The sequence below is a fragment of the Rhizobium sp. Leaf371 genome, assembly GCF_001424045.1.
Lineage (GTDB): Bacteria > Pseudomonadota > Alphaproteobacteria > Rhizobiales > Rhizobiaceae > Ferranicluibacter.
Genome location: NZ_LMQB01000026.1, coordinates 126,663 through 149,901, shown reverse-complemented (window position 1 = coordinate 149,901; position 23,239 = coordinate 126,663). Strand labels below are relative to the sequence as shown.

Sequence of the window (23,239 nt, the reverse complement as noted above, 5' to 3'; positions counted from 1 at the left end):
TCAATCGTCGGCGCCGTGATTGGCGATCATCATCGCTTCGAAGGCCATGCGATCGACCTTGCGCATGCGCTCGGATTCCGACTTCAACTGGCCGCAGGCGGCGAGGATATCGCGGCCGCGCGGGGTGCGGATGGGCGAGGCATAGCCGGCGGCGTTGATGAAGTCGGCGAATTTCTCGATCTGCTCCCATTGGGAACACTGGTAGTTCGTGCCCGGCCAGGGGTTGAACGGGATCAGATTGATCTTGGCAGGCACGCCCTTCAAGAGCTTCACCAGTTCCTTGGCATCCTCAAGGCTGTCGTTGACGCCTTCCAGCATGACATATTCGAAGGTGATGCGGCGGGCGTTGGAAAGGCCGGGATAGGCGCGGCACGCGTCCATCAGATCCTTCAGCGGATATTTTTTGTTGATCGGGACCAGCATGTCGCGCAGGTCGTCCCGCACGGCATGGAGCGAGATCGCCAGCATGACGCCGATTTCCGCGCCGGTGCGGTAGATCTCCGGAACGATGCCGGAGGTCGAAAGCGTCACGCGGCGCTTCGACAGAGAGAGGCCGTCGCCATCGGTTGCGATCAGGAGGGCGGTCTTGACGCTCTCGAAATTGTAGAGCGGCTCGCCCATGCCCATCATCACGACGTTGGAGACCTTGCGGCCCTCGGCTGGTGCGATCGTGCCGGGCGGCGTGTCGCGGTCCGGGAAATCACCGAGACGGTCGCGCGCGAGCAGAAGCTGGGAGAGGATCTCTTCAGCCGTGAGATTGCGCACGAGCTTCTGCGTGCCGGTGTGGCAGAAGGAACAGGTCAGCGTGCAGCCGACCTGGCTCGAAATGCAGAGCGTTCCCCGGCCTTCCTCGGGAATATAGACCGTTTCGATCTCGACCGGTCGGCCGGCGCCGCGTGCAGGGAACCGCAGAAGCCATTTCCGCGTGCCGTCGGTGGAGATCTGCTCGTCGACGATTTCGGGCCGGGCGATGGTGAAGTGCCGCTTCAGCATCTCCCGCATATCCTTGGAGACATTCGTCATATGGTCGAAGTCCGAGACCCCGCGAACGTAGAGCCAGTGCCAGAGCTGGCTGACGCGCATCTTCACCTGACGTTCGGCCACGCCGACTTCGGCCAGCGCCTTGCCCATCTCCTCGCGCGTGAGGCCGATGAGGGTGGGCATTTCCGACAGCGCCACGGGTCGGGCGGCGGGGCGTGCGGGACGGTCGAGGGAGAGGATATCGGTCATAACGCAATGTTCCTGTCGCAGCTTTGCCCGCCACGCCAAACGGTTCCCTTTCGGTTGGACGAGAGGGACGGAAAGGCGGAACGGGAGCAGGCTATATCCGGCGCACGAGGAGCGTCTCACCCGTGCAGCCTGTCATTGATGCCGCGTCTAGCATGATTTTGGCCGGACGTCACCTCCCGCCGCTGCAAGCGGGCCTGACCAGGACCGATGGCCATGCGGGGTGACCATGCGGGATGACGATGCGATGGCGCCGGCCCAAAACGACAAAGGCCGGCACGTGCCGGCCTTTGATCGATCCGCGTTGCGGAGGTGATTACTTGCAGCTTTCGACCTGCTTCAGGGCAGCCGAAATGCCGGACAGCGAATAGGAATAGTTGGTCTGCGTGCCCTTGCGCGATTTCGCGACGACGGACATGGCCTTGCCGACCTTCATCGCTGCAACCAGAGCCGGCTCTTCGGCAGCGTTCTCGACCCAGGCCGAGTTGCCCTTGGTGAAAAGGGTGAAGTTCTTGGCGTCGATCGTGACGGTGACCTTGGAGTTTTCCTGAAGGGCGTAGCCCATCATGGCCTGCGGCTCGTAGGAGATGTTCTGGCCGGGTCTCTGGGACACCAGGAAGAAGACGTCGCCATGATCGACATTGGCCGGGCTCTTTTCCTTCGGCACGGACAGAACGTAGCAGACCTTCGACTTGCCCGACTGGTAGGAATAGGCACCCCATGCGTTGAACTGCTGGATGCGCGTCGGAGACTGTGCCGAAGCGATGCCTGCGCCGGCGAGTAGGATTGCGAGTGCGGTTGAGAGCTGTCTTACAAACATCTTGTCCTGCCGGTTGTCTTGCTGCCAGCGCCCGTCCGTGGCCGGGCGATGCATGGTCGCGATTACGATTATTGTGACTTCATTCAGGTTACCAAACCGTCAACATCACAGGAATAAGGCAGGAGCGTGCAGAAATGCAGCGGGCGGACCCGATAAGCTTGCGACAACGGGCACGTCGTCGCACCCCGTCGCCTTGAACCTGCCCGTCGCCTTATTTCTGAACGTTCCCTCCGGCGGCCTGCTCATTCTCTGCGCGTGACATCCTCGACCGACTGTCGACATCTGCGACACGCAGCCGTCAAAGAGATGAGATTGGCTGATCGGTACCAGAAGAGCATCCGATTTTGTGTGAAATCCACCCCAAGGACGGCTAATGTCACAAAGAATCGGGCAACAGTTTGACGTTTCCCGAATGAGCTTTACCTGTTGTTCTACCATTACCGGATCTTGGGCTCGGAGGCCCTGAAAGCAGGCATGACAGGGGACGCGAGACAGCATTTCGCAGGGCTGGCGGATGCCGTCGCGAAAAAGCGGGACCAGGCCGCTTTCGCCGAACTGTTTCATTTTTTTGCGCCCCGGCTGAAGTCTTTCCTGCTGCGACAGAACACGCCTGCCAACGAGGCGGAAGAGATCGTGCAGGAGGTGATGATCGTGCTCTGGCACAAGGCCGATCTCTATGATGCCGAGAAGTCCTCGCTTTCCACCTGGCTCTTTCGGATTGCGCGAAACCGCCGGATCGACGCCGCACGGCGCCAGTTGACGCGCAAGCTGGACGAGAAGGATCCGCTTCTCCTGCCGTCCGCGCCGCCGGCACCGGACGAGTTTGTGCAGAGCGGGGATCGGGAGGACGTGGTGCGCACCGCTCTGGCCAAGCTTCCGAGCGAGCAGGTGAAGCTGATCCAGCTCGCCTTCTTCTTCGGTCAGTCGCATTCCGAGATTGCCGCTTCGACCGGCTTGCCGCTCGGCACCGTGAAATCACGGATCAGGCTCGCATTCGGCAAGCTGCGCACGCTTCTTCACGATGACGGCATCGAGGGCTCGGAATAGGCATCTCACCGCGATCTATCGCGCCGCGAGGCCTTCTTCGCCGAGCGCGGTGTCAGCCTTGTCGTAGTGATCTTCCTTGATCTGGCCGCTGATGGCGGCAAACGCCGCTGTCAGCACAGCGATATCGTCGGAGAAGCCGACCATGGCGAGAACGTCGGGCAGGACGTCAAACGGCATCACGAAATAGGCGAGGGCCCCGAGCAGGATGCCGCGCGTGCGCAGCGGGGTCGAGGGATCCATCGCGCAATAATAGGCGGCGACGAGATCGCGGCTGAAGGGGACCTGACGCACGGCCCGCTTGAGGGTCGGCCAGAATCGGCGGCGGACCTTCTGCGCCTTGGACTCCTGCTCGCTGCGGTCGCCCGGCAGGAGGATTTCGCCGATCTTGACCTCATCCATCGTCGTCTCCGCTTTCATGCGCCTTACCTCGCCTGTCTCTTCCCTCGTATGGGTCGTCTGTTCAGGCTTGATATGGGAAAGCATTCTGGCAATTCAAACGCCGATCCCGTCAACGACGATCAGGGCTTTGCCGCGGATGCCGCCTTCTCCATGCGTGCGGCGAGCGAAAGGTCGAGGGCCGTCACGCCTTTGGCGCTATGCGTCGTCAGCTTCACCTCGACCCGATTGTAGACGTTGAACCATTCCGGGTGATGGTCGAGCTTTTCAGCTGCCAGCGCGCTCTGGCTCATGAAGCCGAAAGCCTCGACGAAAGATGGAAAGCGGTAGGTCTTCTCGATCGCCAGGCCATCATCGGACAGCGCCCAGCCCGGGAGACCGGCAAGGCCCATGGAGATGTCCTCGGGGCTCAACCTGTCCCGCGTGGTCATAGCATGCCCTTGGCTGCGTGTTCCTCGCCTCTTGCCAGACCAGAGGAGCGCGGTTCGTGAAGCTGGAACACGTCTTCCGTGAGGTAAGGTCCGCCGCCGACGGAATCGCGCGAGGACAGGAGCACGAAGCGCGAGACCGTGAAGGGATTGGTGTAGAAACCGCCACGGCCCGAGAGATAATGGACCACATCGTCGACCCGGGAGGCGCGCAGGCGTGCCAGCGTGACGTGCGGCGTGAATTTACGGGGATCGGCAGGAAGGCCAAGGCGCTGGCAGATGCGCTCGATCTCGGCCTGCAGGGCCATCAGTTCCGGCGGATTGCTGACGCCGGCCCAGACCGAATGCGGCTTCTTGGAGCCGAAGGCGCCGGTTCCCGTCAGTTGGAGTTCGAATTCGGGCCGCTCGATCCGGTCGAGGCGATCGACCACCTCGTCGGCCGTGCGGTTGTCGACATCGCCGATGAAGCGCAGGGTGATGTGGTAGTTCTCGACGTCGATCCAGCGTGCGCCCGGAAGGCCCCCGCGCATGAGGGACAGGCTCATCGCCGCATTGCGCGGGATTTCGAGGGCGGTAAATAGTCTCGGCATAACGAGCACTCCCCGAATCTTGCAGAAACGTCCTGCAGACACCCCAGCCGACCACGACGCGTGGCCGTAGGCAACTACAAATTCGCACCCGCAACATTTCTCCAACGCTGTTTCGTGATCGTCAGACCTCGACCGCGCGCCGGATGACAGGGGATCGCGCGCAAATATGCCTTCCGATCCGCCGTCCTTGTTTCGGCGGGACGCCTCATTTCGGCAGTCCCTGCAGGAATGTTTCGACCACTGGCAGCATCCGCTCCACCATCACGCCGACACCTTTTGGATTGGGATGCATGCCGTCCTCGATCTTGAGGCCGGCATCCTGCACCACGCCATCGAGAAAGAATGGATAGAGCGGGATGGCATAGGTCTTGGCGAGATCCGGATAGATCGGGTTGAAACGGTCGGCATAGTCGCCGCCCATGTTCGGCGGTGCGAGCATGCCGACGAGGAGCACGCCGATGCCGCGGGCTTTCAGCTTCTCGATCATGGCCACGAGGTTCTTGCGGCTTTCTTCGGGCGGTATGCCGCGCAGCGCATCGTTCGCGCCGAGTTCCAGGATCACGCCCTTGGTGCCGTCGGGGACGGACCAGTCGATACGGGCGAGCCCGCCCGACGTCGTGTCGCCGGAAACACCGGCATTGGAGATCGATACGTCGAGGCCCTTGTCGCGCAGAGCCTTCTCCAGCCGCGCCGGAAAGGCGTCGGCCGGTGGCAGCTGATAGCCGGCCATCAGGCTGTCTCCGAAGCCGACGAGTTCGATGGGCGCGGCACGAAGCGGTCCCGCCGCGATCAAACCTGCGAGAGCAGCCAGGAAAAGCGCCCTGAAACCTTTCATTCGCATCACGTCGCTCCTAAATCCGGATGTGAGCAATTGCAGCATTCCCCACATATAGGGCGGACCAGCGTGGCAAAAACCATGATCGAACTGAAAAATGCGGATCTGACCCTCGGGCAGGCCGCAGCCTCCGTCCATGTGCTGAAGGGGATGAGCCTTCAAATCGATGCCGGACAATCCGTCGGCATCGTCGGTCCTTCCGGCTCGGGAAAATCGACCCTCTTGATGGTGCTCGCCGGGCTGGAGCGCCTGGACAAAGGCGAGATCGTGATCGACGGAACGCCGCTTCAGGGGCTGAGCGAAGACAGGGTGGCCGATTTTCGGGGCCGCAACATCGGCATCGTGTTCCAGTCTTTCCATCTCATCCCCAACATGACCGCTCTTGAAAACGTGGCCGTGCCACTGGAGCTTGCCAATGTGCGCGATGCCTTCGACATCGCCCGCCGCGAGCTGACCTCGGTCGGGCTCGGTGAGCGGCTCACGCATTACCCCGGCCAGCTCTCGGGCGGCGAACAGCAGCGGGTGGCGATCGCGCGGGCGCTTGCGCCCTCGCCGAAACTGCTGATCGCCGACGAGCCGACCGGCAATCTCGATACGGAAACCGGACGGCAGATCGCCGACCTGATCTTTTCCAAACAGGCCGAGCGCAACATGACGTTGATCCTCGTCACCCATGACAACAGTCTGGCGGCGCGCTGCTCGCGGCAGATCAAGGTCCGGTCCGGCACCATCGTCGATGATGGCCGTTTGGCTGCCGGTCTCGCGCCGACCGCGGTTTCGGCATGATGGCGTCCTTGCGCCTGCCGAACCTTTCGCTCGCATTGCGGCTGGCGCTGCGGGAAATGCGCGGCGGCTTGTCCGGCTTCTACATCTTCCTCGCCTGTATCGCGCTGGGAACGGCCGCAATCGCCGGCGTCAATTCGCTGTCGCAGGCCATCACCGGGTCCATCGCTTCGCAGGGGCAGTCGCTTCTGGCCGGCGATCTCCGGTTCGAACTCAACAACCGTCTGGCCAATACCGAAGAAAAGGCCTTTCTCGACGGTGCCGGCGACCTCTCCCTCTCCTCGGGGCTGCGCTCCATGGCGCGGCTCGTCGATGGCTCGAACCAGGCATTGGTGGAACTGAAGGCGGTGGATGCCGCCTATCCGCTGTACGGAACGGTGGAAAGCGAACCGCAGGCGCCGCTTCAGACGCTCCTTTCGGCCGAGAACGGCACTTTTGGTGCGCTTGCCGCCCCTCTGCTTCTGGAGCGTCTCGGCGTGAAGACGGGGGACGTGCTGCTGATCGGGAATGTCCGGCTCAGGATCACGGGCACGCTGGTGCGCGAGCCGGATGCGCTTTCAGATGGTTTCGGCTTTGCGCCGCGGCTGATGGTGTCGCAGGACGCGCTCACGGCCAGCGGCCTGGTGCAGACCGGAAGCCTGGTGGAACATGCCTATAAGGTGCGTCTTGCCGATCCGACCGGCGTTCCGGCGGTTCGTGCCCAGGCCGAGCAACAGTTTCCGCAGGCCGGCTGGTCGATCCGCTCCAGCCAGAATGCGGCACCGTCGCTCACGGCCAACATCACGCGCTTCTCGCAATTTCTGACGCTCGTCGGACTGACGGCGCTGATCGTCGGCGGGGTCGGGGTCGCCAATGCGGTTCGGGCCTATCTCGACGCCAAGCGCGGCGTCATCGCGGCGTTCAAGTGCCTCGGCGCGCCCGGCGCGCTCGTCTCCACCATCTATCTCATCCAGATCCTGCTGATCGCGATGATCGGCATTGCCATCGGCCTTGTCGTCGGCGCCATCATTCCGCTGGTTGCCGCCCGCTTCCTGGCCGATGTCCTGCCGATCTCGACGGATCTCCGGCTCTATCCCTCTGCCCTCGGGCTCGCGGCTCTGTTCGGCCTGTTGACGGCGCTGGCCTTTGCCTGCCTGCCGCTCGGTCGCGCCCGCAGCGTGCCTGCGACCGCGCTCTTCCGCAATCAGGACTTCGATCGCAGCCGCTGGCCGACCTGGCCCTATCTGCTGGCCGCGGCTCTCAGCCTTGCCGCGCTTGGCGGTCTCGCCATCTTCACCGCCTATGATCGGATGATCTCGCTCGTCTTCCTCGGCGCCATCGCTTTTTCCTTCGTCGTGCTGCGCGGCGTCTCCGTGCTGGTCGCGGCCCTTGCGCGGCGCAGCCCCCGGGTTTCGTCGCCGGCCCTGCGGTTGGCGATCGGCAATATTCACCGCCCGGGCGCGCTGACGCCCTCCGTCGTGCTCTCTCTCGGTCTCGGTCTCGCTCTGCTGGTCACACTGGCGCTGATCGATGGAAACCTGCGGCGGGAGCTGACGGGGAACCTGCCGGAGCGGGCGCCCAACTTCTTCTTCGTCGATATCCAGGGCAGCGAGATCGAGGGCTTTCGATCGCTGCTCAACACGGCCCTGCCGGCGGGCAAGGTCATCGAAGTGCCGATGCTGCGGGGGCGGATCCTCGCCTTCAACGGCGAGGATGTCGCCAAGCGCGAGGTCGCACCGGCCGGGCGCTGGGTTCTGAGAGGCGACCGCGGCATTACTTACGCGAAGAATCTGCCGGAAAATTCGCGCCTCGTGGAGGGTGCGTGGTGGCCGGATGGCTACGGCGGCGAACCCTTGGTGTCGTTCTCCGAGCAGGAGGCGCGCGAGCTGAACCTCAAGATCGGCGATACCGTGACCGTCAACGTCCTGGGGCGCAACATCACGGCGCGCATTTCCAATTTTCGCACGGTCGAGTGGGAATCTCTGTCGATCAACTTCGTCATGGTGTTTTCGCCGAATACGTTTGCGGGCGCGCCGCATGCCTGGCTTGCCACGGTCATCGACCCCTCGGCCACGGCCGAGCAGGAGGCTGCGGCCCTGCGCCAGATCACCAACACCTACCCGACCATCACCAGCGTCCGGGTGAAGGATGCGCTCGACATCGTCAACGGTCTGCTGGGGCAGTTGGCGACCGCGATCCGGGCCGCTGCCGGCGTCGCGCTCGTCGCCTCGGTTCTCGTGCTCTCCGGCGCGCTTGCCGCGGGCAACCGCGCGCGCATCCATGACGCCGTGGTGCTGAAGACGCTGGGGGCGACGCGCGCGACGCTGATCCGCGCCTTCTGCTACGAATATGCCATTCTCGGCCTCTCCACCGCCGTCTTCGCGCTTCTGGCGGGGGGCGTCGCGGCATGGTTCGTGGTGGCGCGCATCATGACGCTGCCGTCGTCCTTCCTGCCGGATGTGGCCGTTTTGACGATCGCGATCGCCCTCGTCATGACGGTCGGTATCGGCCTTGTCGGGACATGGCGCGTCCTCGGGCAGAAGGCCGCGCCCGTGCTTCGCGACCTCTGACGCGCGGGCGGGCACGGTGCGGTCATCTTTCCGCTAACCGTGCCGCGCATTACAATCGCGTCATGCACTCGGGCCGCCCTTGAGATATCGGCGGTTCCGCATCATATTGTCCTCAGGCTTGCTGAAGCTCCACAGCGATGCCCGGTCCGATGGAACCCGACCTGTCCGTCACTTGGAGCTGATAAGAGGATAAGAATGTCCGATCCCAGAAACTATCGCATGCAGACCGCCGGCGCGCGCGCTGACGCTGCTGTCGACCAGGGCCTGCGCGCTTATATGCTGCGGGTCTACAATCTCATGGCACTCGGCGTCGCCATCACCGGTGTCGCCGCGTTTCTCGCCTTCCAGTTCGCGTTTGCCGACGGTCAGCTGACCGCATTCGGCCAGGCGATCTATGTCAGCCCGCTGAAGTATCTGATCATGCTGGCCCCTTTCGGCATGGTTCTGTTCCTCAGCTTCCGGATCAACTCCATGAGCGTTTCGGCCGCGCAGACCACGTTCTGGGTCTATGCCGCGCTGATGGGCCTGTCGCTTTCGTCGATCATGCTGATCTACACCGGGCAGAGCATCGTGCGTACGTTCTTCGTGACCGCCGCCTCCTTCGGCGCGCTCTCGCTCTACGGCTACACGACGAAGCGCAGCCTGTCGGCCATGGGTTCGTTCCTGGTCATGGGTCTGTTCGGCCTGATCATCGCCTCGATCGTTAACATCTTCTTCGTGTCGTCTGCCCTGCAGTTCGCCATCTCGGTCATCGGCGTGCTGATCTTCGCGGGCCTGACCGCCTACGATACGCAGCGTATCAAGGAAATGTACTTCGAAAGCGATGGCTTCGAGGCGGCCGGCCGCAAGGCGATCATGGGCGCGCTCACGCTCTATCTCGACTTCGTCAACCTGTTCCTCTTCATGCTGCGCTTCCTCGGAAACCGCAACTAAGCGACAGAAACGGGTTCGACCCTGAACTTGGGAAAGGCGGCTTCGGCCGCCTTTTTCCTATCTTGAACAGGGCGCAGCGGCTGAGCGGAGGCCTTTCGCTCTCCTGCCTTGATCGGGCGGGGGGAATGTGGAAGGACGGGGGAAACGTCCGAGATCCCCGCATTTTTTCGAGATTGCTGCCATGCCCTTTACCCTGCGCGATGCCACCCTTGCCGATATCTCCGCCATCACGGACATCTACAGCGAGTCCGTTCGCAGCGGCGTCGCCACCTACGAGATCGCCATTCCGGATCAGGCGGAGATGACGACGCGCTTTTCCACCATCACGGGCAACAGCTATCCCTACATCGTCGCGGAAGACGACGACGGGACCGTGATCGGCTATGCCTACGCCTCGGCGTTTCGCACGCGCAGCGCCTATCGGTTTCTGGTGGAGGATTCGATCTATCTCGCGCCGGAGGCTCGGGGGCGCGGCGTCGGCAAGGCCCTTCTCACCGAGCTGATCGCGCGTTGCACCGATCTCGGTTTCCGCCAGATGGTGGCCGTCATCGGCGGCGCGCACCCGGCCTCCATTGCCGTGCACAGGTCGACGGGGTTCGTGGACTGCGGCACGCTGAAGGGGAGCGGTTTCAAGTTCGGCCGCTGGCTCGATACGACCTTCATGCAGCTGGCCCTCGGCGATGGGCTGGAGACCGTGCCGGCAGACGGGGTCTATCCGGATACGCTTTACGCCGGCTGAGTCTGGTTCCCGGAGAGAGACTGCGGACGTCCGCAGGATCAGCTCTTCACGACTTTCAGCAGCTTGTCGAAGACCTTCAGCACCTGCGGCAGCTCGTGCCCACGCTTCAAGATCATGCCGTGGGTGTTGACCACGGCGTAGGCGCCCTGCTTGGCGGCGAGCTTCGGCACTTTCTCCACCCGATAGAGCGGCAGTTCGCCCGATCGCTTGAAAACGGAGAACACCGCCTTGTCGCGCATATGGTCCAGCGCGTAATCGCGCCACTCGCCCTCGCCGACCATGCGGCCATAGACCCACAGGATCTGATCGAGCTCTCTGCGATGGAACGTTACGGGAAGCGGGTCCTTGGCATGTCGGTAGTCGCTGAGATCGACGACCACGTTTTCAGATGCCGCAGGGGTTTGGCGACCTTGCAAATCCGTCTGATCGGTCATGCACATTCCGGCCTTTTGTTATGACAGGACGGTAACAGTGTGCCTGAGTGCGGCTGAAAATCAAGCCGGAATGGCGGATCTGCGCGCGCGTCCTGATCCGCTCCTGCAGCGATGGCTTTTTTTGCACTGCCGCATTGCGGTCAAACAGGCGCCCGAATTCCGCGCTTAACTCCGCCGGCCGCCGCTGCTTCGGTTTCGCCGAGGTGCCGCGCGCCGGCCGGCCGGTCGAAAGCGTTTCTTGTTTCGACGGTCCGGTCTCTGTGCCGCCTGCCATGTCCAACCTCCGGTCGGGGGGCGGCGACAGATGGTCGCGTCGGTATCGGTCTCAGGCCGGTGCTGCCCGATCCCCCGGTCCGGTTTTATCGAACCCTCAGCCCCCAGCCCTCGATATGCCGGACCGGACATCTCTTAAGTCCCGCGCGGCGTCTCGCGCGGAAGTCGGTCGAGGCTATTGCGATGCCATCAGCGTCGCTGCGCCGACGATGGCACCGGGCGTTTCCGCGTCTTTCATCCGTTGCAACAGGATGGCGCAGCCGCTGTCCTTCTCCTGGTCGAGCACGGAGGCGGGCAGGACGAACCGCGCGGACTTTCCGTCCCACATGCCGATCGTCTGGATGTCGCGTACGGCGTGCCAGTAGGACATCTTCTTGCCGCCGTTCTCGCCCTTCTCCACGTCCACCACCTTCTGGCGGTTGAAGTAGACGATGACGACATTGGCCTTGCCGTCGCCTTCACCGATGGTGATGTCGATTTCGTCGTTCTTCCGTTCCGCCGAAATCGCCACCTTCATGCCTTCGTCGGCGCCGTTCAGCGCGCCCAGCCGGCCCTTGATGCCAGAGAGGTTGGCGCCGTTGACCTGATCGCGGCCGTTCAGCACCGCCTGCGGCGTGTAGACGCCGTTGCGGCCGAACATCTTGGCATAGGCATATTGGCGGGCGGTGTTTTCCTTCGAGGCGAGCGTGTCCGCCCAGCCGAGATAGTTCCAGTAGTCCACATGATAGGAAAGGGCGACGATCGACCCGTCGTCGATCAGGTGTTTGAGCGCTGCGTCTGCCGGAGGACAGGAGGCGCAGCCCTGGCTCGTGAAAAGCTCGACCACGCCTTTCGGCTGCGTCACCTCCAGCCCGCTGCCCGCAGGTCTCGCCTGCGTCGTCTCTGCCGCCGCCTGCCGGTTTGCGTCCTGCGCTGCGGCCGGCAGTGCCGCCAGCAGGAACAGGCTGCCGATCAGGCTTCGACGGGTGGTCTTGGAGACGGGCATGCAGGTTCCACTTCGGGCAGAGTCCAATTCGGGCAGGATTGCGGCAGCCGGAAACCGCTCTTTCATACGCCGCGGCGTCCTCAACACAAAGTCACGTTGGAGTGAAATTTCGGCGATGAGGCGATCGGGACGCCGGACGTGCGGAAGGCCGGAACGGGGGTTCCGGCCTTCGCGATTTTTCAGGTGCGGGCGCCTCAGGCGGCGAGGTCGCGCAGAACCGTCTGGAGAATGCCGCCATTGTTCATGTAGGTGACTTCGTCCAGCGTATCGATGCGGCAGATCAGCGGAACCTCCTTCACCGTGCCGTCGGCATAGGTGATGACGGCCGTGCGCTTTTCGCGCGGCTGGACATTCGTCAGGCCCTCGATGGTGACGATCTCGTCGCCCTTGAGGTTCAGCGAAGCCCAGGTCGTGCCGGCCTCGAAGACGAAGGGCACGACGCCCATGCCGACGAGGTTCGACCGGTGGATACGCTCGAAGCTTTCGGCGACGACCGCCTTGACGCCGAGCAGGTTGGTGCCCTTGGCCGCCCAGTCGCGCGACGAGCCGTTGCCATATTCGCCGCCGGCGAAGATGACGAGCGGAACGCCCTCTTCCTTGTACTGCATGGCCGCGTCGTAGATCGACATCTCTTCCTTCGACGGATAGTGGAAGGTGTAGCCGCCTTCCTTGCCGTTCGGGCCGAGCATGTGGTTGCGGATGCGGATGTTGGCGAAGGTGCCGCGCATCATCACTTCATGGTTACCGCGACGCGTGCCGTACTGGTTGAAGTCGGCAACGCCGACGCCGTGGCCCGTCAGATAGGCACCGGCAGGCGACGCCGCCTTGATCGAACCGGCCGGGGAGATGTGGTCGGTCGTGATCTTGTCGCCGAAGAGGCCGAGAATGCGGGCGCCCTTGATGTCGGAGATGCCGGAGCCGGATTTGCCCATGCCCACGAAGTAGGGCGGGTTCTGGACGTAGGTCGAATCGTCGTCCCAGGCATAGGTCTGGCCGGCGGGAACCTGAACGGCCTGCCAGTTGACGTCGCCCTTGAACACGTCGGCATACTTGCTCTCGTAAAGCTCGCGCGTGACGTATTTCAGGATGAATTCCTGGATCTCGTGCGAGGTCGGCCAGATGTCCTTGAGGAACACCGGCTGTCCGTCCGAACCGATGCCGAGCGGCTCGGTCGTGAGGTCCTTCTGGACCGAACCGGCGAGCGCATAGGCGACGACCAGCGGCGGCGAGGCGAGGTAGTTCGCCTGGACGTCCGGCGAAATGCGGCCTTCGAAGTTGCGGTTGCCCGAGAGGACGCCGGCCGTGATCAGGCCCTTGTCGTTGATGGTCTTGGAGATCGGTGCCGGCAGCGGGCCGGAATTGCCGATGCAGGTCGTGCAGCCGAAGCCGACGAGGTTGAAGCCGAGCGCATCGAGGTCCTTCTGCAGGCCCGACTTCTCGAGATATTCGCCGACGACCTGGGATCCCGGCGCCAGCGAGGTCTTCACCCACGGCGCGCTCTTCAGGCCCTTGGCGACGGCGTTGCGGGCGAGAAGGCCGGCAGCGATGAGAACGGACGGGTTCGACGTGTTGGTGCAGGAGGTGATGGCGGCGATCGCCACGTCACCATGCCCGAGGTCGTAGTCCGTGCCTTCGACCGGGTAGCGGTTTTCCAGCTGGCCGGGCTTCTTGTAGTCGGCTTCGAGCGACGTGGCGAAGCCGGATGCGATGCCTTCGAGCGGGATGCGGCCCTCGGGGCGCTTCGGGCCGGCCATGGACGGCACGACATCACCGAGGTCGAGTTCGAGCGTATCGGTGAAGACGAGTTCCGCACCGTCGCCGTTGCGCCACATGCCCTGCGCCTTGGAATAGGCTTCGACCAGAGCGATCCGGTCCGTCTTGCGGCCGGACATGGTGAGGTAGTTGATGGTTTCGCCATCGACCGGGAAGAAGCCGCAGGTCGCGCCGTATTCCGGACCCATGTTGCCGATGGTGGCGCGGTCGGCCAGCGTCATCGAATCAAGGCCGGGGCCGAAGAATTCGACGAACTTGGAAACGACGCCCTTCTTGCGCAGCATCTGCACGACGGTCAGCACGAGGTCGGTGGCGGTGACGCCTTCCTTGACCTTGCCGGTGAGGCGGAAGCCGATGACTTCCGGCAGGAGCATGGAGACGGGCTGGCCGAGCATGGCCGCTTCAGCTTCGATGCCGCCGACGCCCCAGCCGAGAACGCCCAGGCCGTTGATCATCGTGGTGTGGCTGTCCGTGCCGACGCAGGTGTCGGGATAGGCGACCGTTTCGCCGTCCTCTTCCTTGGTCCAGACCGTCTGGCCGAGATATTCGAGGTTGACCTGGTGACAGATGCCGGTGCCCGGGGGAACGACGCGAAAGTTCTTGAACGCCTGCTGGCCCCACTTGAGGAAGCGGTAGCGCTCGCCATTGCGCTCGTATTCGAGCTCGACGTTGCGGGCAAAGGCGTTCGGCGTGCCGAATTCGTCGACGATGACGGAGTGGTCGATGACGAGATCGACGGGCACCAGCGGGTTGATCTTTTCCGGATCGCCGCCGAGCGCCACCATGGCGTCGCGCATGGCCGCGAGATCGACCACGGCGGGAACGCCGGTGAAGTCCTGCATCAGCACGCGGGCCGGGCGGTAGGCGATTTCGTTTTCAGCCGTGCCCTTGTCGTTGAGCCAGGCCGCGATGTTCTGGATGTCCTGCTTGGTGACGGACCGGCCGTCCTCGTTGCGCAGCAGGTTTTCCAGCAGGACCTTCATCGAGTAAGGCAGCCGCGAGATGCCGGCGAGACCGTTCTCTTCGGCCTTGGGCAGGCTGAAATAGACGTAGTCTGTGCCGTTGACCGAGAGGGTCGAACGACAATTGAAGCTGTCTAGGGACTTGGACACTTGGATACCCCGTTCCGTCTGATCGCCATAAACTGACGTGCGAACGCCCGAGCGCCTGAAGGCGCAGATTGGGATGCGGGTACGGTCATTTCCGCTGTCCGCACGTGGAAAATCTTCCATGTTCGGCGCTAGGATGAAATTCACGCCGACCGCTGGCGTGTTGGGCGGGTTATAGATAATTTCGCCAAAACGTGCCAGATCGAACGCTCTCAATTCGAGACAATTTTTTTCAATGCGACCAACGTCGTAAAAGGACGATGAATGCCATTTCGCCTGCGTGTGGACGGGCTGGGCGCCAGCCGCGGCGAAGACCCGATCTTCCGGGAGATTTCCCTGCTTCTGGAGGCCGGCGGCGCACTGCTGGTCACCGGTCGGAACGGCACCGGAAAGTCCACCTTCCTGCGAACGCTCGCCGGTCTCTATCCGGCCGACAGCGGCACGATCCTCATCGAGGGGGGCACGGATCCAACAGTGCCGGTGCGCGAATCACTCCACTATCTCGGCCACCGAAACGCGATGAAACGCGACCTGACCGTCGCGGAAAACCTCCTGTTCTGGTCGCGGTTCACGCAGGCGACCGATGACGTGGCAGAGCCCATCGACGCGACCGGCAAAACGGTTCAGGCCCTCGAGGCGGTCGGTCTCGGCGGTCTCGGGGGTCTGCCGTTCGGTTATCTCTCGGCCGGGCAGCAGCGCCGCGCGGCCCTTGCCCGGCTTCTGGTCGCGCACCGCCCGGTCTGGCTCATGGACGAACCGACGGCGGCCCTCGACACGGCGAGCGAACGGATGGTGGAGGCGCTGATCGCCGGACACCGGGCCACCGGCGGCATCGTCATCGCCGCCACGCACCAGGCGCTCGATGTGCCGGGGGCGCAGATGCTGACCATGGCCGGCTTCGCGGTGCCGGCATGAGGATCGGTCGCTGCTGTCCACCCGTCCTGCCTGTTCCGGGGTGCGGGCCATGACGGCGCTCTTCCTGCGCGATCTGAAGCTTGCGACGCGGGCCGGCGGCGGTGCGCTGACCGGCATCCTGTTCTTCCTCGCGGTCGTCGCGGTCGTGCCCTTCGGGCTCGGGCCGGACCTGAAGCTCCTGGCGCGGGTCGGGCCGGCCATGCTGTGGATCGGCGCGCTGCTCGCCTCGCTGCTTGGTCTCGAACGCCTGTTCCAGGCCGAGCGCGAGGACGGAGCTCTCGACGTGATGCTGATGCAGGAGACGCCGCTGGTGTTCACCGTCTTCATCAAGTGCCTTGCCCATTGGACGGCGTCCGGCCTGCCGCTCGTGCTCGTCTCGCCGCTGCTCGGCCTCTTCCTCAACATGGAGCCGCAGGCGATCGGCGCGACGATGCTGACGCTGCTTGCGGGAACGCCGGCGATCACGCTGATCGGCGCGATGGGCGCTGCGGTTGCCGTCGCCCTGCCGCGCGGCGGGCTTCTGGTGTCCATCCTCGTGCTGCCGCTCGTCGTGCCCGTGCTCATCTTCGGCGTCAGCGCGGCCTATGCCGCCGTCGAGGACCCCGCGCCCTTCCTGCCGCCGTTCCTGATCCTGATCGCCATCACCCTGTTCTTCGCCGTCATCGGCCCGGCGGCGGCGGCCGTCGCCCTGCGCGCCGCCTCGGAATGACGCAAAGGTGACCATTCCCTGTGCCGTGAGCTTCATTGAAGAGACCTATCGAACTTGGTAGAGAGAGCGCATGTCTGACAGAAGCCTTGCCATTCGCAGCTTTACCGATCTTGCCAATCCGACGCGCTTCGTCGCACTGGCCGGGCGGCTGCTGCCCTGGCTTGCGGGCCTGACGGCCGTGCTCTTTGCCGTCGGGTTGACGCTCTGTTTCACCACCGCGGCCGACTATCAGCAGGGCGAGACGGTGCGGATCATGTATATCCATGTACCCGCCGCCTGGTTGTCGATGATGGGCTATTCGGTGATGGCGGCGTCCGCCCTCGGCACGCTCGTCTGGCGCCACCCGCTGGCCGACGTCGCGGCGAAATGCGCAGCTCCGATCGGCGCGGGCTTCACGGCGCTGGCCCTCATCACCGGCTCGCTCTGGGGCAAGCCGATGTGGGGGACCTGGTGGGTGTGGGACGCGCGGCTGACCTCCGTCTTCATCCTGTTCCTGATGTATCTCGGCCTGATCGCGCTCAACCGCGCCATGGACGATGCCGGTCGGGCGGCGAAGGTCTCGGCCGTGCTCATCCTGGTCGGTTTCGTCAACATTCCGATCATCAAGTTCTCGGTCGACTGGTGGAACACGCTGCACCAGCCGGCCAGCGTGCTGCGTCTCGGCGGTTCGGCGATCGATCCGGAATTCCTGCGACCGCTGCTCGTCATGGCGCTCGCTTTCACCTGCCTGTTCTTCACGCTGCATCTGGCGGCCATGCGCACGGAAATCTGGCGGCGGCGGATCGCGGCCATGCGCCGGCAGGCGGCACGCGGGGCGGCGTCCGCATGAGCGCGCATCTGGCCTATGTCGCTGCCAGCTATGGCGCGGCACTGATCATCAGCGCCGGTCTCATCGGCTGGGTCGTCCTCGACGCGCGTGCACGGCGGCGCGAATTGAAGGCGCTGGAGGATGCCGGCATCCGCCGCCGCTCGGCCGGCGGAGGTGCGCCGTGAGCGCGCTGCCGGAGCGCCGCGGCACGGCGAAGGGGCGGATCGCGCTTGCGCTCCTGCCGCTCACCATCTTTGCCTGTCTGGCCGCCATGTTCTGGAGCCAGCTCGATTCCGGTCGCGATATCAGCGAGATTCCGTCCGCGCTGATCGGCACGAAAGCGCCGTCGCTGGCGCTTCCGCCTCTGGAAGGCGCGACGTTGAAGGACGTCCCCATGCCGGCGCTGACCGATGCGGCGGTCAAGGGCAGGCTGACGCTCGTCAATGTCTGGGCGTCGTGGTGCGTGCCTTGCCGCGCGGAAAATCCGATCATGCTGGCTCTGGCGAAGGACCCGCGCCTGCGGGTCGTCGGCATCAACTACAAGGACCAGACGGACAACGCGCTGCGTTTCCTCGGTGAGCTCGGCAATCCCTTCTCCGCCGTCGGCGTCGATCCGCGTGGTCGGGCCGCGATCGACTGGGGCGTCTATGGCATTCCGGAATCCTACCTCGTCGGCCCGGACGGCACGATCCTCTACAAGCGCGTCGGCCCCTTCGACGATCGCAGCCTCAGCGAAGGCCTGATGCCTGCCATCGAGAAGGCTGCGGGCGGCTCGTAAGCGTCAGAGCGCGCCCTGCCAGGCCTTGACCGCGTCCAGCGGCCAGACGAGCATCAGCACGTTGAGCGTCAGGTTGTCGCGGATCAGCCAGCCGGTGAAAAGTTCGAAGACGATGGCGAGGACGATCGTGACGGCGACGGGCAGGCGGGCGGCGGCGAGAAAGCCGAGCCCCATGAAGACGGTGTCCATGGCCGAGTTCAGCACGCTGTCGCCGACATAGTTCAGCGAGACGGTCGCGGAGCGATAGCGCTCGATGATGATGGGCGAGTTTTCGAGCAGCTCCCAGCCCGCCTCGATGACGGTCGCGACGAACAGCCGGGCCGTGAACGGCTTTCCCGGAGACAGCCAGCGGGTCAGCGCATAGAACAGGAAGCCGTGAATGATGTGGGAGGGCGTGTACCAGTCGGCAAGGTGCTGGGAATTTCCGGGACTGTTGACCACGGGTTCGAACAGCTTGACGAATCCGCAGGTGCAGATCGGCGTCCGCCCCATGAAAAGCTCCACGGCCACCTGAAGCGCGAGCACGGCAAGGCCGGCGCCGATCCAGAGAAGGGTGCGACTTTTGGGCAGGGCCTCGACCGGGGGAACGGAGGTCATGGCTTGTCGGATGCGGTTTCGACGGAATGGCGCAGGATCAGCGGCATCTGCGCCATGGTGAAGAGGATGGTGATCGGCATGGTGCCCCAGACCTTGAACGCCACCCAGAAATCGTCGGCGGCCTGCGCATCCGGCGCATACCAGACCGCGGCACCGCGCCAGACCACCTCGTTGAGGACGGCCAGGAACAGGAAGAAGATGCCCCAGCGCAGCGTCAGCTTGCGCCAGCCGGCCGCGTCCAGCTGAAAGGCGGCGTTGAAGACGTGGCCGAGCAGCGACTTGCCGAAGAACAGGCCGCCCAGAAGCACCGCGCCGAACAGCGTGTTGACGATGGTCGGCTTCATCTTGATGAAGGTGTCGTTCTGCAGCCAGATCGACAGCGAGCCGAACACCACGACGACGATGCCCGAGACGAAGGGCATGACCGGGAGATGGCCGAGCACGATCTTGGAGACGACCAGCGAGATCACCGTTGCCGCCATGAAGAGGCCGGTAGCGATGAACAGCGGTCCGCCAAGCTCGGTCAGGACCGGAAAGGTCTCGGCAAGCCAGGGTCCGCGCAGATTGGCAAAGAAGAAGACCAGGAGGGGGCCGAGTTCCAGCGCGAGCTTGAGGCCCGGATGGTGTCGCTCGGCCGGTGTCGGCGTGACGTCGGTGTCTACGGGCCGTTCGGTCTTCATCGTCTCTGCCTTGTGGTCTTCGGGTGAGGTGCGTGTGATGTGGCCGCAGACGGCGGCGGAATTTCGGCGGAGAAGCGCGTCTATTCCGCGATCCCGGCGATCGCCTCGGCGAACTCCTGCGCCTCGAACGGTTCGAGATCGTCGATGCCCTCGCCGACGCCGATGAAATAGACCGGCAGCTTGTGCTTGGCGGAGATGGCGACGAGGATGCCGCCGCGTGCGGTTCCGTCCAGCTTGGTCATGATCAGGCCGTTGACGCCGGCGACGTTGCGGAAGATCTCCACCTGATTGAGCGCATTCTGCCCGGTGGTCGCGTCCAGCGTCTGCAGCACGGTGTGCGGCGCGTCGGGATCGAGCTTGCCGAGCACGCGGACGATCTTTTCAAGCTCGGCCATCAGCTCCGTGCGGTTTTGCAGACGGCCGGCGGTGTCGATGATCAGCACGTCGCTCTTCTGCCGGCGCGCCTCCTCGAAGGCTTCATAGGCCAGGCCGGCTGCGTCCGCGCCGAGCTTGGAGGAGACGATGTGGCTGTTCGTGCGGTCGGCCCAGATCTTCAGCTGCTCGATGGCGGCGGCGCGGAAGGTATCGCCGGCGGCGAGCATCACCTTCAGGCCCGCGCCGGAGAGCTTTGCCGCAAGCTTGCCGATGGTCGTCGTCTTGCCGGTGCCGTTGACGCCGACGACGAGGATGACATGGGGACGATGGTTGAGGTCGAGCTGCAGCGGCTTGGCGACGGGGGCGAGGACCTTGGTGATCTCGTTGGCCATGATGCGCGAGACATCCGCGCCGGACACATCGCGGCCGTAGCGCTCGGAGGCGAGCGTGTCGGTGATGCGCAACGCGGTCTCGACGCCGAGGTCGGCCTGGATCAGGAGGTCTTCCAGCTCTTCGAGCGTCGCGTCGTCCAGCTTTCGCTTGGTGAAGAGCGCGGTGATCTGTCCGGTGAGCTGCGAGGAGGTGCGCGACAGGCCGGCGCGCAGGCGCTGGAACCAGGTCAGGCGCTCCGTCTCGGGGGCGGCTTCCGGTTCAGGCGCCGGGCCCGTGGCAAAGCCTGCGGGCAAGGCGGAGAGGTCGCGCTGTCGGTCAAGATCGGCGGTCGGGCTTTCGCCGGGAGCAAGCGCTGCCTCCGCTTCGAGCAGCGACAGGGGGACGATGCCGAGATCGCCGATCTCTTCGGCAGCCGGAAGCGGGAGCAGTGGCTCGTCGTTTTCGTCCGCGTCGTCTTCAGAAGCATCGTCATCGGCGGCAGGGCCTCCGGCCGTGGCGATCTCCTCGGCGAGAACAGGATCGTCGGCCACGGGCAGGGCGGCGTCGGCGATGGCATCGGACGGTTCGAACGCCTTGGCATCTTCTGCCGCGGGGGTCGGGATCTGGGGTGCGCTTTCCACGGTCGGGGCGGCATCCGGCGCACGCGCGTCCGCGGGCGGGGCGGCCGGTGTTTCCGGCGGCACCTGGTCGAATGTGAAGACCCTTTTGAGGAAGTCGAACGCCATCTTATATCCTGAAACCTGTAGGGCCGCTCATATCACGCGGCCTGTCTTTCGGCGGTGGCGATGGAGAGGTTCTTGCCATCGTGGCCCGTGATCGTCGTCGCGACCAGCGAGCGGGGCTCAAGCCCCGGTGTCGCGACGCGGGTGAAATTTTCCGTATGGCCGGCGCCGTTGCTCTCCACCAGCACGGTCTGCGCGGTGCCGACCATGGAGGCCAGATGACGGCGCGCGAGGTCCTCGCCGATCGCGCGCAGGCGCGCGGCGCGCTCCCGGATGAGGAGAGGATCGTGCTGCGGCATGCGGGCGGCGGGCGTGCCTTCGCGCGGGCTGTAGGGGAAGACGTGCAGGCTGGCGATGTCGGCTTCCTGCGCCAGCGTCCCCGCCTGGGCGAACATCTCTTCCGTCTCGGTCGGAAAGCCGGCGATCATATCGGCGCCGAAGGCGATGCCGGGGCGCAGGCGACGGGCCTCGGTGATGAAGGCGAGCGCGTCGGCGCGCGAATGCCGCCGCTTCATCCGCTTGAGGATCATGTCGTCGCCATGCTGCAGCGAGAGATGCAGATGCGGCATGAAGCGCGGCTCGTCGGCGATGAGGTCGATCAGGTGCCGGTCGGCCTCGATGCTGTCGATGGAGGAGAGGCGCAGGCGGGCAAGCTCCGGCACCTGCTTCAGGAGCGTCCTGGCGAGCAGGCCGAGCGTCGGCGTGCCGGGCAGGTCGCCGCCATAGCTGGTGGCATCGACACCGGTCAGCACGATCTCACGGTAGCCGTTCTCCACCAGCATGCGGGCCTGATCGACCACCGCGCCCATCGGCACCGAGCGGGAATTGCCGCGGCCATAGGGGATGATACAGAAGGTGCAGCGATGGTCGCAGCCGTTCTGCACCTGCACGAAGGCGCGCACATGGCCCTCGATCATCCGCACCATCTGCGGCGCGGTTTCGCGCACGCTCATGATGTCGTTGACGCGCAGCTTCTCCTCGCCGGCAACGCCGAAATCCGGCAAGGCGCGATAGGCGCTGCTGACCAGCTTTTCCGCATTGCCGAGAACGGCGTCCACCTCGGGCATGGCGGCGAAGGTGCCGGCCTCGGTCTGGGCGGCACAGCCGGTGACGATGATGCGGGCGTCCGGATGCGCGCGCCGTGCGCGGCGGATCGCCTTGCGCGCCTGGCGCACGGCCTCGCCGGTGACCGCGCAGGTGTTGACCAGTACGGCATTGTTCAGGCCGGCCTTTTCGGCCGCCCCGCGCATTACTTCGGATTCATAGGTGTTGAGGCGGCAGCCGAAGGTGATGATCTCGACGCCGCTCACTCTGCCTGTGCCCCTATCGCCAGCGCCCCTATCGCCTGAGCCCCTGTCGCTTGTGCCTCCGCATTGACGGGTTCCGGATCCCGTGTGAAGGCGCCCGTCAGCGGATCGACGCGGCCGGACCATTCCCAGGCGGCAGGGCCCGTCATGACGACATGATCGTCGCGCTCGCGCCAGTCGATGGTCAGCACGCCCTTGGGAACGGCGCTGGCGACGGTCACCGCCACCTTGCGGCCGGTGCGCCCCGTGCGGGCGCCGCTGACGGCGGCGGCGCAGGCGGCAGAGCCGCAGGCGAGCGTCAGCCCGGCGCCGCGTTCCCATGTGCGGGTCGTCATGGCGCCCTGCGATGTCACCTCCGCAAGCGTGATATTGGCGCGCTCGGGAAACATCGGGTGGTTTTCGAGCAGCGGACCGAAGCGCGCGAGATCGTAGGACATGACGTCGCGATCCACCCAGAAGATCGCATGCGGATTGCCCATCGACATGACGGAGGGCGAATGCAGCACGGGATCGTCGATCGGGCCGATCTGCAGCTCGATGCGGCTCGTGTCGTGGAAGTCTTCGGCGAGGGGAATGCGGTTCCAGTCGAACACCGGCTTGCCCATATCGACGGAAATCGTGCCGTCGGCATGTTCCTCGGCATTGAGGACGCCGGCGACCGTGTGGAAGGCGAAGGTCTTGCGGCCGGTTTCCGCCGCCAGCGCCTGCACCACGCAGCGCGTGCCGTTGCCGCAGGCCTGCGCCTTGGTGCCGTCGCAGTTCAGAATGTCGATCCAGGCGTCGGTTCCCGCGGCCTTCGGGTCATGGATCGCCATGATCTGGTCGAAGCGGGTCTGCGGGTCGGCATTGAGCGCGATGGCGGCGGCCGGGGTCACGGCATCGCTCCGGCCGCGCATGTCCACGACCAGGATGGCATTGCCAAGCCCGTTCATCCTTGCGAATTCGACCGTCGTGTCCATGCCTGTCCATACCTTGCGCAAAGGCCTTGCGAGAGGGCGTATATGGCGGAAAACAGCCGCGATTACCAGAGGGCG

25 protein-coding genes are annotated in these 23,239 nt (G+C 64.6%); 10 read left to right on the top strand and 15 right to left on the bottom strand.

From position 1 onward, the window contains the following. Together rlmN and ASG39_RS17975 are read right to left on the bottom strand one after the other, a co-directional pair. A complete protein-coding gene (rlmN, locus tag ASG39_RS17980) occupies nt 1-1,230 on the bottom strand; it encodes a 23S rRNA (adenine(2503)-C(2))-methyltransferase RlmN (protein ID WP_062596344.1) in 1,230 nt (409 codons plus the stop codon). Nucleotides 1,231-1,543: 313 nt separating this feature from the next. Next, nucleotides 1,544-2,047 (bottom strand): invasion associated locus B family protein, encoded by a 504-nt coding sequence (locus tag ASG39_RS17975; RefSeq protein ID WP_062596415.1) that lies wholly within the window; start codon nt 2,045-2,047, stop codon nt 1,544-1,546. A gap of 474 nt (nt 2,048-2,521) precedes the next feature. Between ASG39_RS17975 and ASG39_RS17970 the strand changes: the two genes are divergently transcribed. Continuing rightward, a complete protein-coding gene (locus ASG39_RS17970; protein ID WP_062596414.1) occupies nt 2,522-3,094 on the top strand; it encodes a sigma-70 family RNA polymerase sigma factor in 573 nt (190 codons plus the stop codon). A 15-nt stretch (nt 3,095-3,109) separates the two neighbouring features. Here the strand turns inward: ASG39_RS17970 and ASG39_RS17965 are convergent, their stop codons facing one another. The 4 genes from ASG39_RS17965 to ASG39_RS17950 form a co-directional block, all read right to left on the bottom strand. After that, nucleotides 3,110-3,493 carry a YkvA family protein gene (locus ASG39_RS17965; RefSeq protein WP_062596413.1) on the bottom strand — a complete coding sequence of 128 codons (384 nt, stop codon included), beginning with the start codon at nt 3,491-3,493 and terminating at the stop codon, nt 3,110-3,112. A gap of 119 nt (nt 3,494-3,612) precedes the next feature. Next, entirely contained in the window at nt 3,613-3,921 is a 309-nt protein-coding gene (locus ASG39_RS17960) for a 4a-hydroxytetrahydrobiopterin dehydratase (protein WP_062596343.1), read from the bottom strand. Continuing rightward, nucleotides 3,918-4,508 carry an RNA 2',3'-cyclic phosphodiesterase gene (gene thpR, locus ASG39_RS17955; RefSeq protein ID WP_062596342.1) on the bottom strand — a complete coding sequence of 197 codons (591 nt, stop codon included), beginning with the start codon at nt 4,506-4,508 and terminating at the stop codon, nt 3,918-3,920. The genes ASG39_RS17960 and thpR overlap by 4 nt, the downstream gene beginning before the upstream one ends. A 205-nt stretch (nt 4,509-4,713) precedes the next feature. Beyond that, the gene (locus ASG39_RS17950; RefSeq protein ID WP_244481267.1) at nt 4,714-5,343 is read right to left on the bottom strand and encodes an arylesterase; all 630 of its coding nucleotides are present in this window, start codon (nt 5,341-5,343) and stop codon (nt 4,714-4,716) included. A 69-nt stretch (nt 5,344-5,412) separates the two neighbouring features. On the opposite strand from ASG39_RS17950, the gene ASG39_RS17945 reads away from it, so the two are divergent. From ASG39_RS17945 to ASG39_RS17930, 4 genes are all read left to right on the top strand, one after another. After that, nucleotides 5,413-6,129 carry an ABC transporter ATP-binding protein gene (locus ASG39_RS17945; protein ID WP_062596341.1) on the top strand — a complete coding sequence of 239 codons (717 nt, stop codon included), beginning with the start codon at nt 5,413-5,415 and terminating at the stop codon, nt 6,127-6,129. Next, entirely contained in the window at nt 6,126-8,675 is a 2,550-nt protein-coding gene (locus tag ASG39_RS17940) for an ABC transporter permease (protein WP_062596340.1), read from the top strand. The genes ASG39_RS17945 and ASG39_RS17940 overlap by 4 nt, the downstream gene beginning before the upstream one ends. A 195-nt stretch (nt 8,676-8,870) precedes the next feature. Beyond that, nucleotides 8,871-9,608, top strand: a complete 738-nt coding sequence (locus ASG39_RS17935; protein WP_062596339.1) for a Bax inhibitor-1/YccA family protein — start codon at nt 8,871-8,873, stop codon at nt 9,606-9,608. Between the two features lie 181 nt (nt 9,609-9,789). Further along, nucleotides 9,790-10,347: a GNAT family N-acetyltransferase gene (locus tag ASG39_RS17930; protein WP_062596338.1), complete on the top strand. Its 558-nt coding sequence runs from the start codon at nt 9,790-9,792 to the stop codon at nt 10,345-10,347. A gap of 38 nt (nt 10,348-10,385) precedes the next feature. Here ASG39_RS17930 and ASG39_RS17925 read toward each other — a convergent pair whose 3' ends face one another. The 4 genes from ASG39_RS17925 to acnA all read right to left on the bottom strand — a co-directional run bounded on the left by ASG39_RS17925 (nt 10,386) and on the right by acnA (nt 14,924). Then, on the bottom strand, nt 10,386-10,781 hold the full coding sequence (locus ASG39_RS17925) for a DUF2794 domain-containing protein (RefSeq protein ID WP_062596411.1): 396 nt from the start codon (nt 10,779-10,781) through the stop codon (nt 10,386-10,388). Continuing rightward, nucleotides 10,732-11,055 (bottom strand): hypothetical protein, encoded by a 324-nt coding sequence (locus ASG39_RS23970; protein WP_156468185.1) that lies wholly within the window; start codon nt 11,053-11,055, stop codon nt 10,732-10,734. The genes ASG39_RS17925 and ASG39_RS23970 overlap by 50 nt, the downstream gene beginning before the upstream one ends. 174 nt (nt 11,056-11,229) lie before the next feature. Then, nucleotides 11,230-12,039: a thioredoxin family protein gene (locus ASG39_RS17920; protein WP_062596337.1), complete on the bottom strand. Its 810-nt coding sequence runs from the start codon at nt 12,037-12,039 to the stop codon at nt 11,230-11,232. A 194-nt stretch (nt 12,040-12,233) separates the two neighbouring features. Continuing rightward, nucleotides 12,234-14,924 carry an aconitate hydratase AcnA gene (gene acnA / locus ASG39_RS17915; protein ID WP_062596336.1) on the bottom strand — a complete coding sequence of 897 codons (2,691 nt, stop codon included), beginning with the start codon at nt 14,922-14,924 and terminating at the stop codon, nt 12,234-12,236. A gap of 261 nt (nt 14,925-15,185) precedes the next feature. Here acnA and ccmA point away from each other — a divergent pair, with 261 nt between their 5' ends. The 5 genes from ccmA to ASG39_RS17895 all read left to right on the top strand — a co-directional run bounded on the left by ccmA (nt 15,186) and on the right by ASG39_RS17895 (nt 18,131). Next, nucleotides 15,186-15,836 carry a heme ABC exporter ATP-binding protein CcmA gene (gene ccmA, locus ASG39_RS17910; protein ID WP_062596335.1) on the top strand — a complete coding sequence of 217 codons (651 nt, stop codon included), beginning with the start codon at nt 15,186-15,188 and terminating at the stop codon, nt 15,834-15,836. A gap of 49 nt (nt 15,837-15,885) precedes the next feature. Then, nucleotides 15,886-16,545, top strand: a complete 660-nt coding sequence (gene ccmB / locus ASG39_RS17905; RefSeq protein WP_062596334.1) for a heme exporter protein CcmB — start codon at nt 15,886-15,888, stop codon at nt 16,543-16,545. 70 nt (nt 16,546-16,615) lie between these two features. Next, a complete protein-coding gene (locus tag ASG39_RS17900) occupies nt 16,616-17,374 on the top strand; it encodes a heme ABC transporter permease (RefSeq protein WP_062596333.1) in 759 nt (252 codons plus the stop codon). Beyond that, a complete protein-coding gene (gene ccmD, locus ASG39_RS23465; RefSeq protein ID WP_082477342.1) occupies nt 17,371-17,538 on the top strand; it encodes a heme exporter protein CcmD in 168 nt (55 codons plus the stop codon). Before ASG39_RS17900 ends, ccmD begins: the two co-directional genes overlap by 4 nt. Then, nucleotides 17,535-18,131, top strand: coding sequence for a DsbE family thiol:disulfide interchange protein (locus ASG39_RS17895; protein ID WP_062596332.1), 597 nt, complete (start codon nt 17,535-17,537; stop codon nt 18,129-18,131). Before ccmD ends, ASG39_RS17895 begins: the two co-directional genes overlap by 4 nt. 3 nt (nt 18,132-18,134) lie before the next feature. Here the strand turns inward: ASG39_RS17895 and ASG39_RS17890 are convergent, their stop codons facing one another. The 5 genes from ASG39_RS17890 to dapF form a co-directional block, all read right to left on the bottom strand. After that, complete coding sequence (locus ASG39_RS17890) at nt 18,135-18,728, bottom strand: DUF2585 domain-containing protein (protein ID WP_062596331.1); 594 nt, start codon at nt 18,726-18,728, stop codon at nt 18,135-18,137. Beyond that, nucleotides 18,725-19,408 (bottom strand): septation protein A, encoded by a 684-nt coding sequence (locus ASG39_RS17885; RefSeq protein WP_062596330.1) that lies wholly within the window; start codon nt 19,406-19,408, stop codon nt 18,725-18,727. Before ASG39_RS17885 ends, ASG39_RS17890 begins: the two co-directional genes overlap by 4 nt. Nucleotides 19,409-19,488: 80 nt before the next feature. After that, on the bottom strand, nt 19,489-20,901 hold the full coding sequence (gene ftsY / locus ASG39_RS17880; RefSeq protein WP_062596329.1) for a signal recognition particle-docking protein FtsY: 1,413 nt from the start codon (nt 20,899-20,901) through the stop codon (nt 19,489-19,491). A gap of 32 nt (nt 20,902-20,933) precedes the next feature. After that, nucleotides 20,934-22,208: a tRNA (N(6)-L-threonylcarbamoyladenosine(37)-C(2))-methylthiotransferase MtaB gene (mtaB, locus tag ASG39_RS17875; RefSeq protein ID WP_062596328.1), complete on the bottom strand. Its 1,275-nt coding sequence runs from the start codon at nt 22,206-22,208 to the stop codon at nt 20,934-20,936. Further along, complete coding sequence (gene dapF / locus ASG39_RS17870) at nt 22,205-23,164, bottom strand: diaminopimelate epimerase (protein WP_062596327.1); 960 nt, start codon at nt 23,162-23,164, stop codon at nt 22,205-22,207. Before dapF ends, mtaB begins: the two co-directional genes overlap by 4 nt. Nucleotides 23,165-23,239: the final 75 nt, after the last annotated feature.

Coding starts and splice junctions, on each gene's coding strand:
- ccmD (WP_082477342.1), top strand. CDS start 17,371: ATGAGCGCGCATCTGGCCTATGTCGCTGCCAGCTATGGCGCGGCACTG.
- ASG39_RS23970 (WP_156468185.1), bottom strand. CDS start 11,055: ATGGCAGGCGGCACAGAGACCGGACCGTCGAAACAAGAAACGCTTTCG.
- ccmA (WP_062596335.1), top strand. CDS start 15,186: ATGCCATTTCGCCTGCGTGTGGACGGGCTGGGCGCCAGCCGCGGCGAA.
- ASG39_RS17960 (WP_062596343.1), bottom strand. CDS start 3,921: ATGACCACGCGGGACAGGTTGAGCCCCGAGGACATCTCCATGGGCCTT.
- ASG39_RS17890 (WP_062596331.1), bottom strand. CDS start 18,728: ATGACCTCCGTTCCCCCGGTCGAGGCCCTGCCCAAAAGTCGCACCCTT.
- ASG39_RS17940 (WP_062596340.1), top strand. CDS start 6,126: ATGATGGCGTCCTTGCGCCTGCCGAACCTTTCGCTCGCATTGCGGCTG.
- ASG39_RS17920 (WP_062596337.1), bottom strand. CDS start 12,039: ATGCCCGTCTCCAAGACCACCCGTCGAAGCCTGATCGGCAGCCTGTTC.
- ASG39_RS17885 (WP_062596330.1), bottom strand. CDS start 19,408: ATGAAGACCGAACGGCCCGTAGACACCGACGTCACGCCGACACCGGCC.
- dapF (WP_062596327.1), bottom strand. CDS start 23,164: ATGGACACGACGGTCGAATTCGCAAGGATGAACGGGCTTGGCAATGCC.
- ftsY (WP_062596329.1), bottom strand. CDS start 20,901: ATGGCGTTCGACTTCCTCAAAAGGGTCTTCACATTCGACCAGGTGCCG.
- thpR (WP_062596342.1), bottom strand. CDS start 4,508: ATGCCGAGACTATTTACCGCCCTCGAAATCCCGCGCAATGCGGCGATG.
- ASG39_RS17950 (WP_244481267.1), bottom strand. CDS start 5,343: ATGAAAGGTTTCAGGGCGCTTTTCCTGGCTGCTCTCGCAGGTTTGATC.
- ASG39_RS17965 (WP_062596413.1), bottom strand. CDS start 3,493: ATGGATGAGGTCAAGATCGGCGAAATCCTCCTGCCGGGCGACCGCAGC.
- ASG39_RS17970 (WP_062596414.1), top strand. CDS start 2,522: ATGACAGGGGACGCGAGACAGCATTTCGCAGGGCTGGCGGATGCCGTC.
- ASG39_RS17930 (WP_062596338.1), top strand. CDS start 9,790: ATGCCCTTTACCCTGCGCGATGCCACCCTTGCCGATATCTCCGCCATC.
- ASG39_RS17925 (WP_062596411.1), bottom strand. CDS start 10,781: ATGACCGATCAGACGGATTTGCAAGGTCGCCAAACCCCTGCGGCATCT.
- rlmN (WP_062596344.1), bottom strand. CDS start 1,230: ATGACCGATATCCTCTCCCTCGACCGTCCCGCACGCCCCGCCGCCCGA.
- ASG39_RS17900 (WP_062596333.1), top strand. CDS start 16,616: ATGTCTGACAGAAGCCTTGCCATTCGCAGCTTTACCGATCTTGCCAAT.
- ASG39_RS17935 (WP_062596339.1), top strand. CDS start 8,871: ATGTCCGATCCCAGAAACTATCGCATGCAGACCGCCGGCGCGCGCGCT.
- ASG39_RS17975 (WP_062596415.1), bottom strand. CDS start 2,047: ATGTTTGTAAGACAGCTCTCAACCGCACTCGCAATCCTACTCGCCGGC.
- ccmB (WP_062596334.1), top strand. CDS start 15,886: ATGACGGCGCTCTTCCTGCGCGATCTGAAGCTTGCGACGCGGGCCGGC.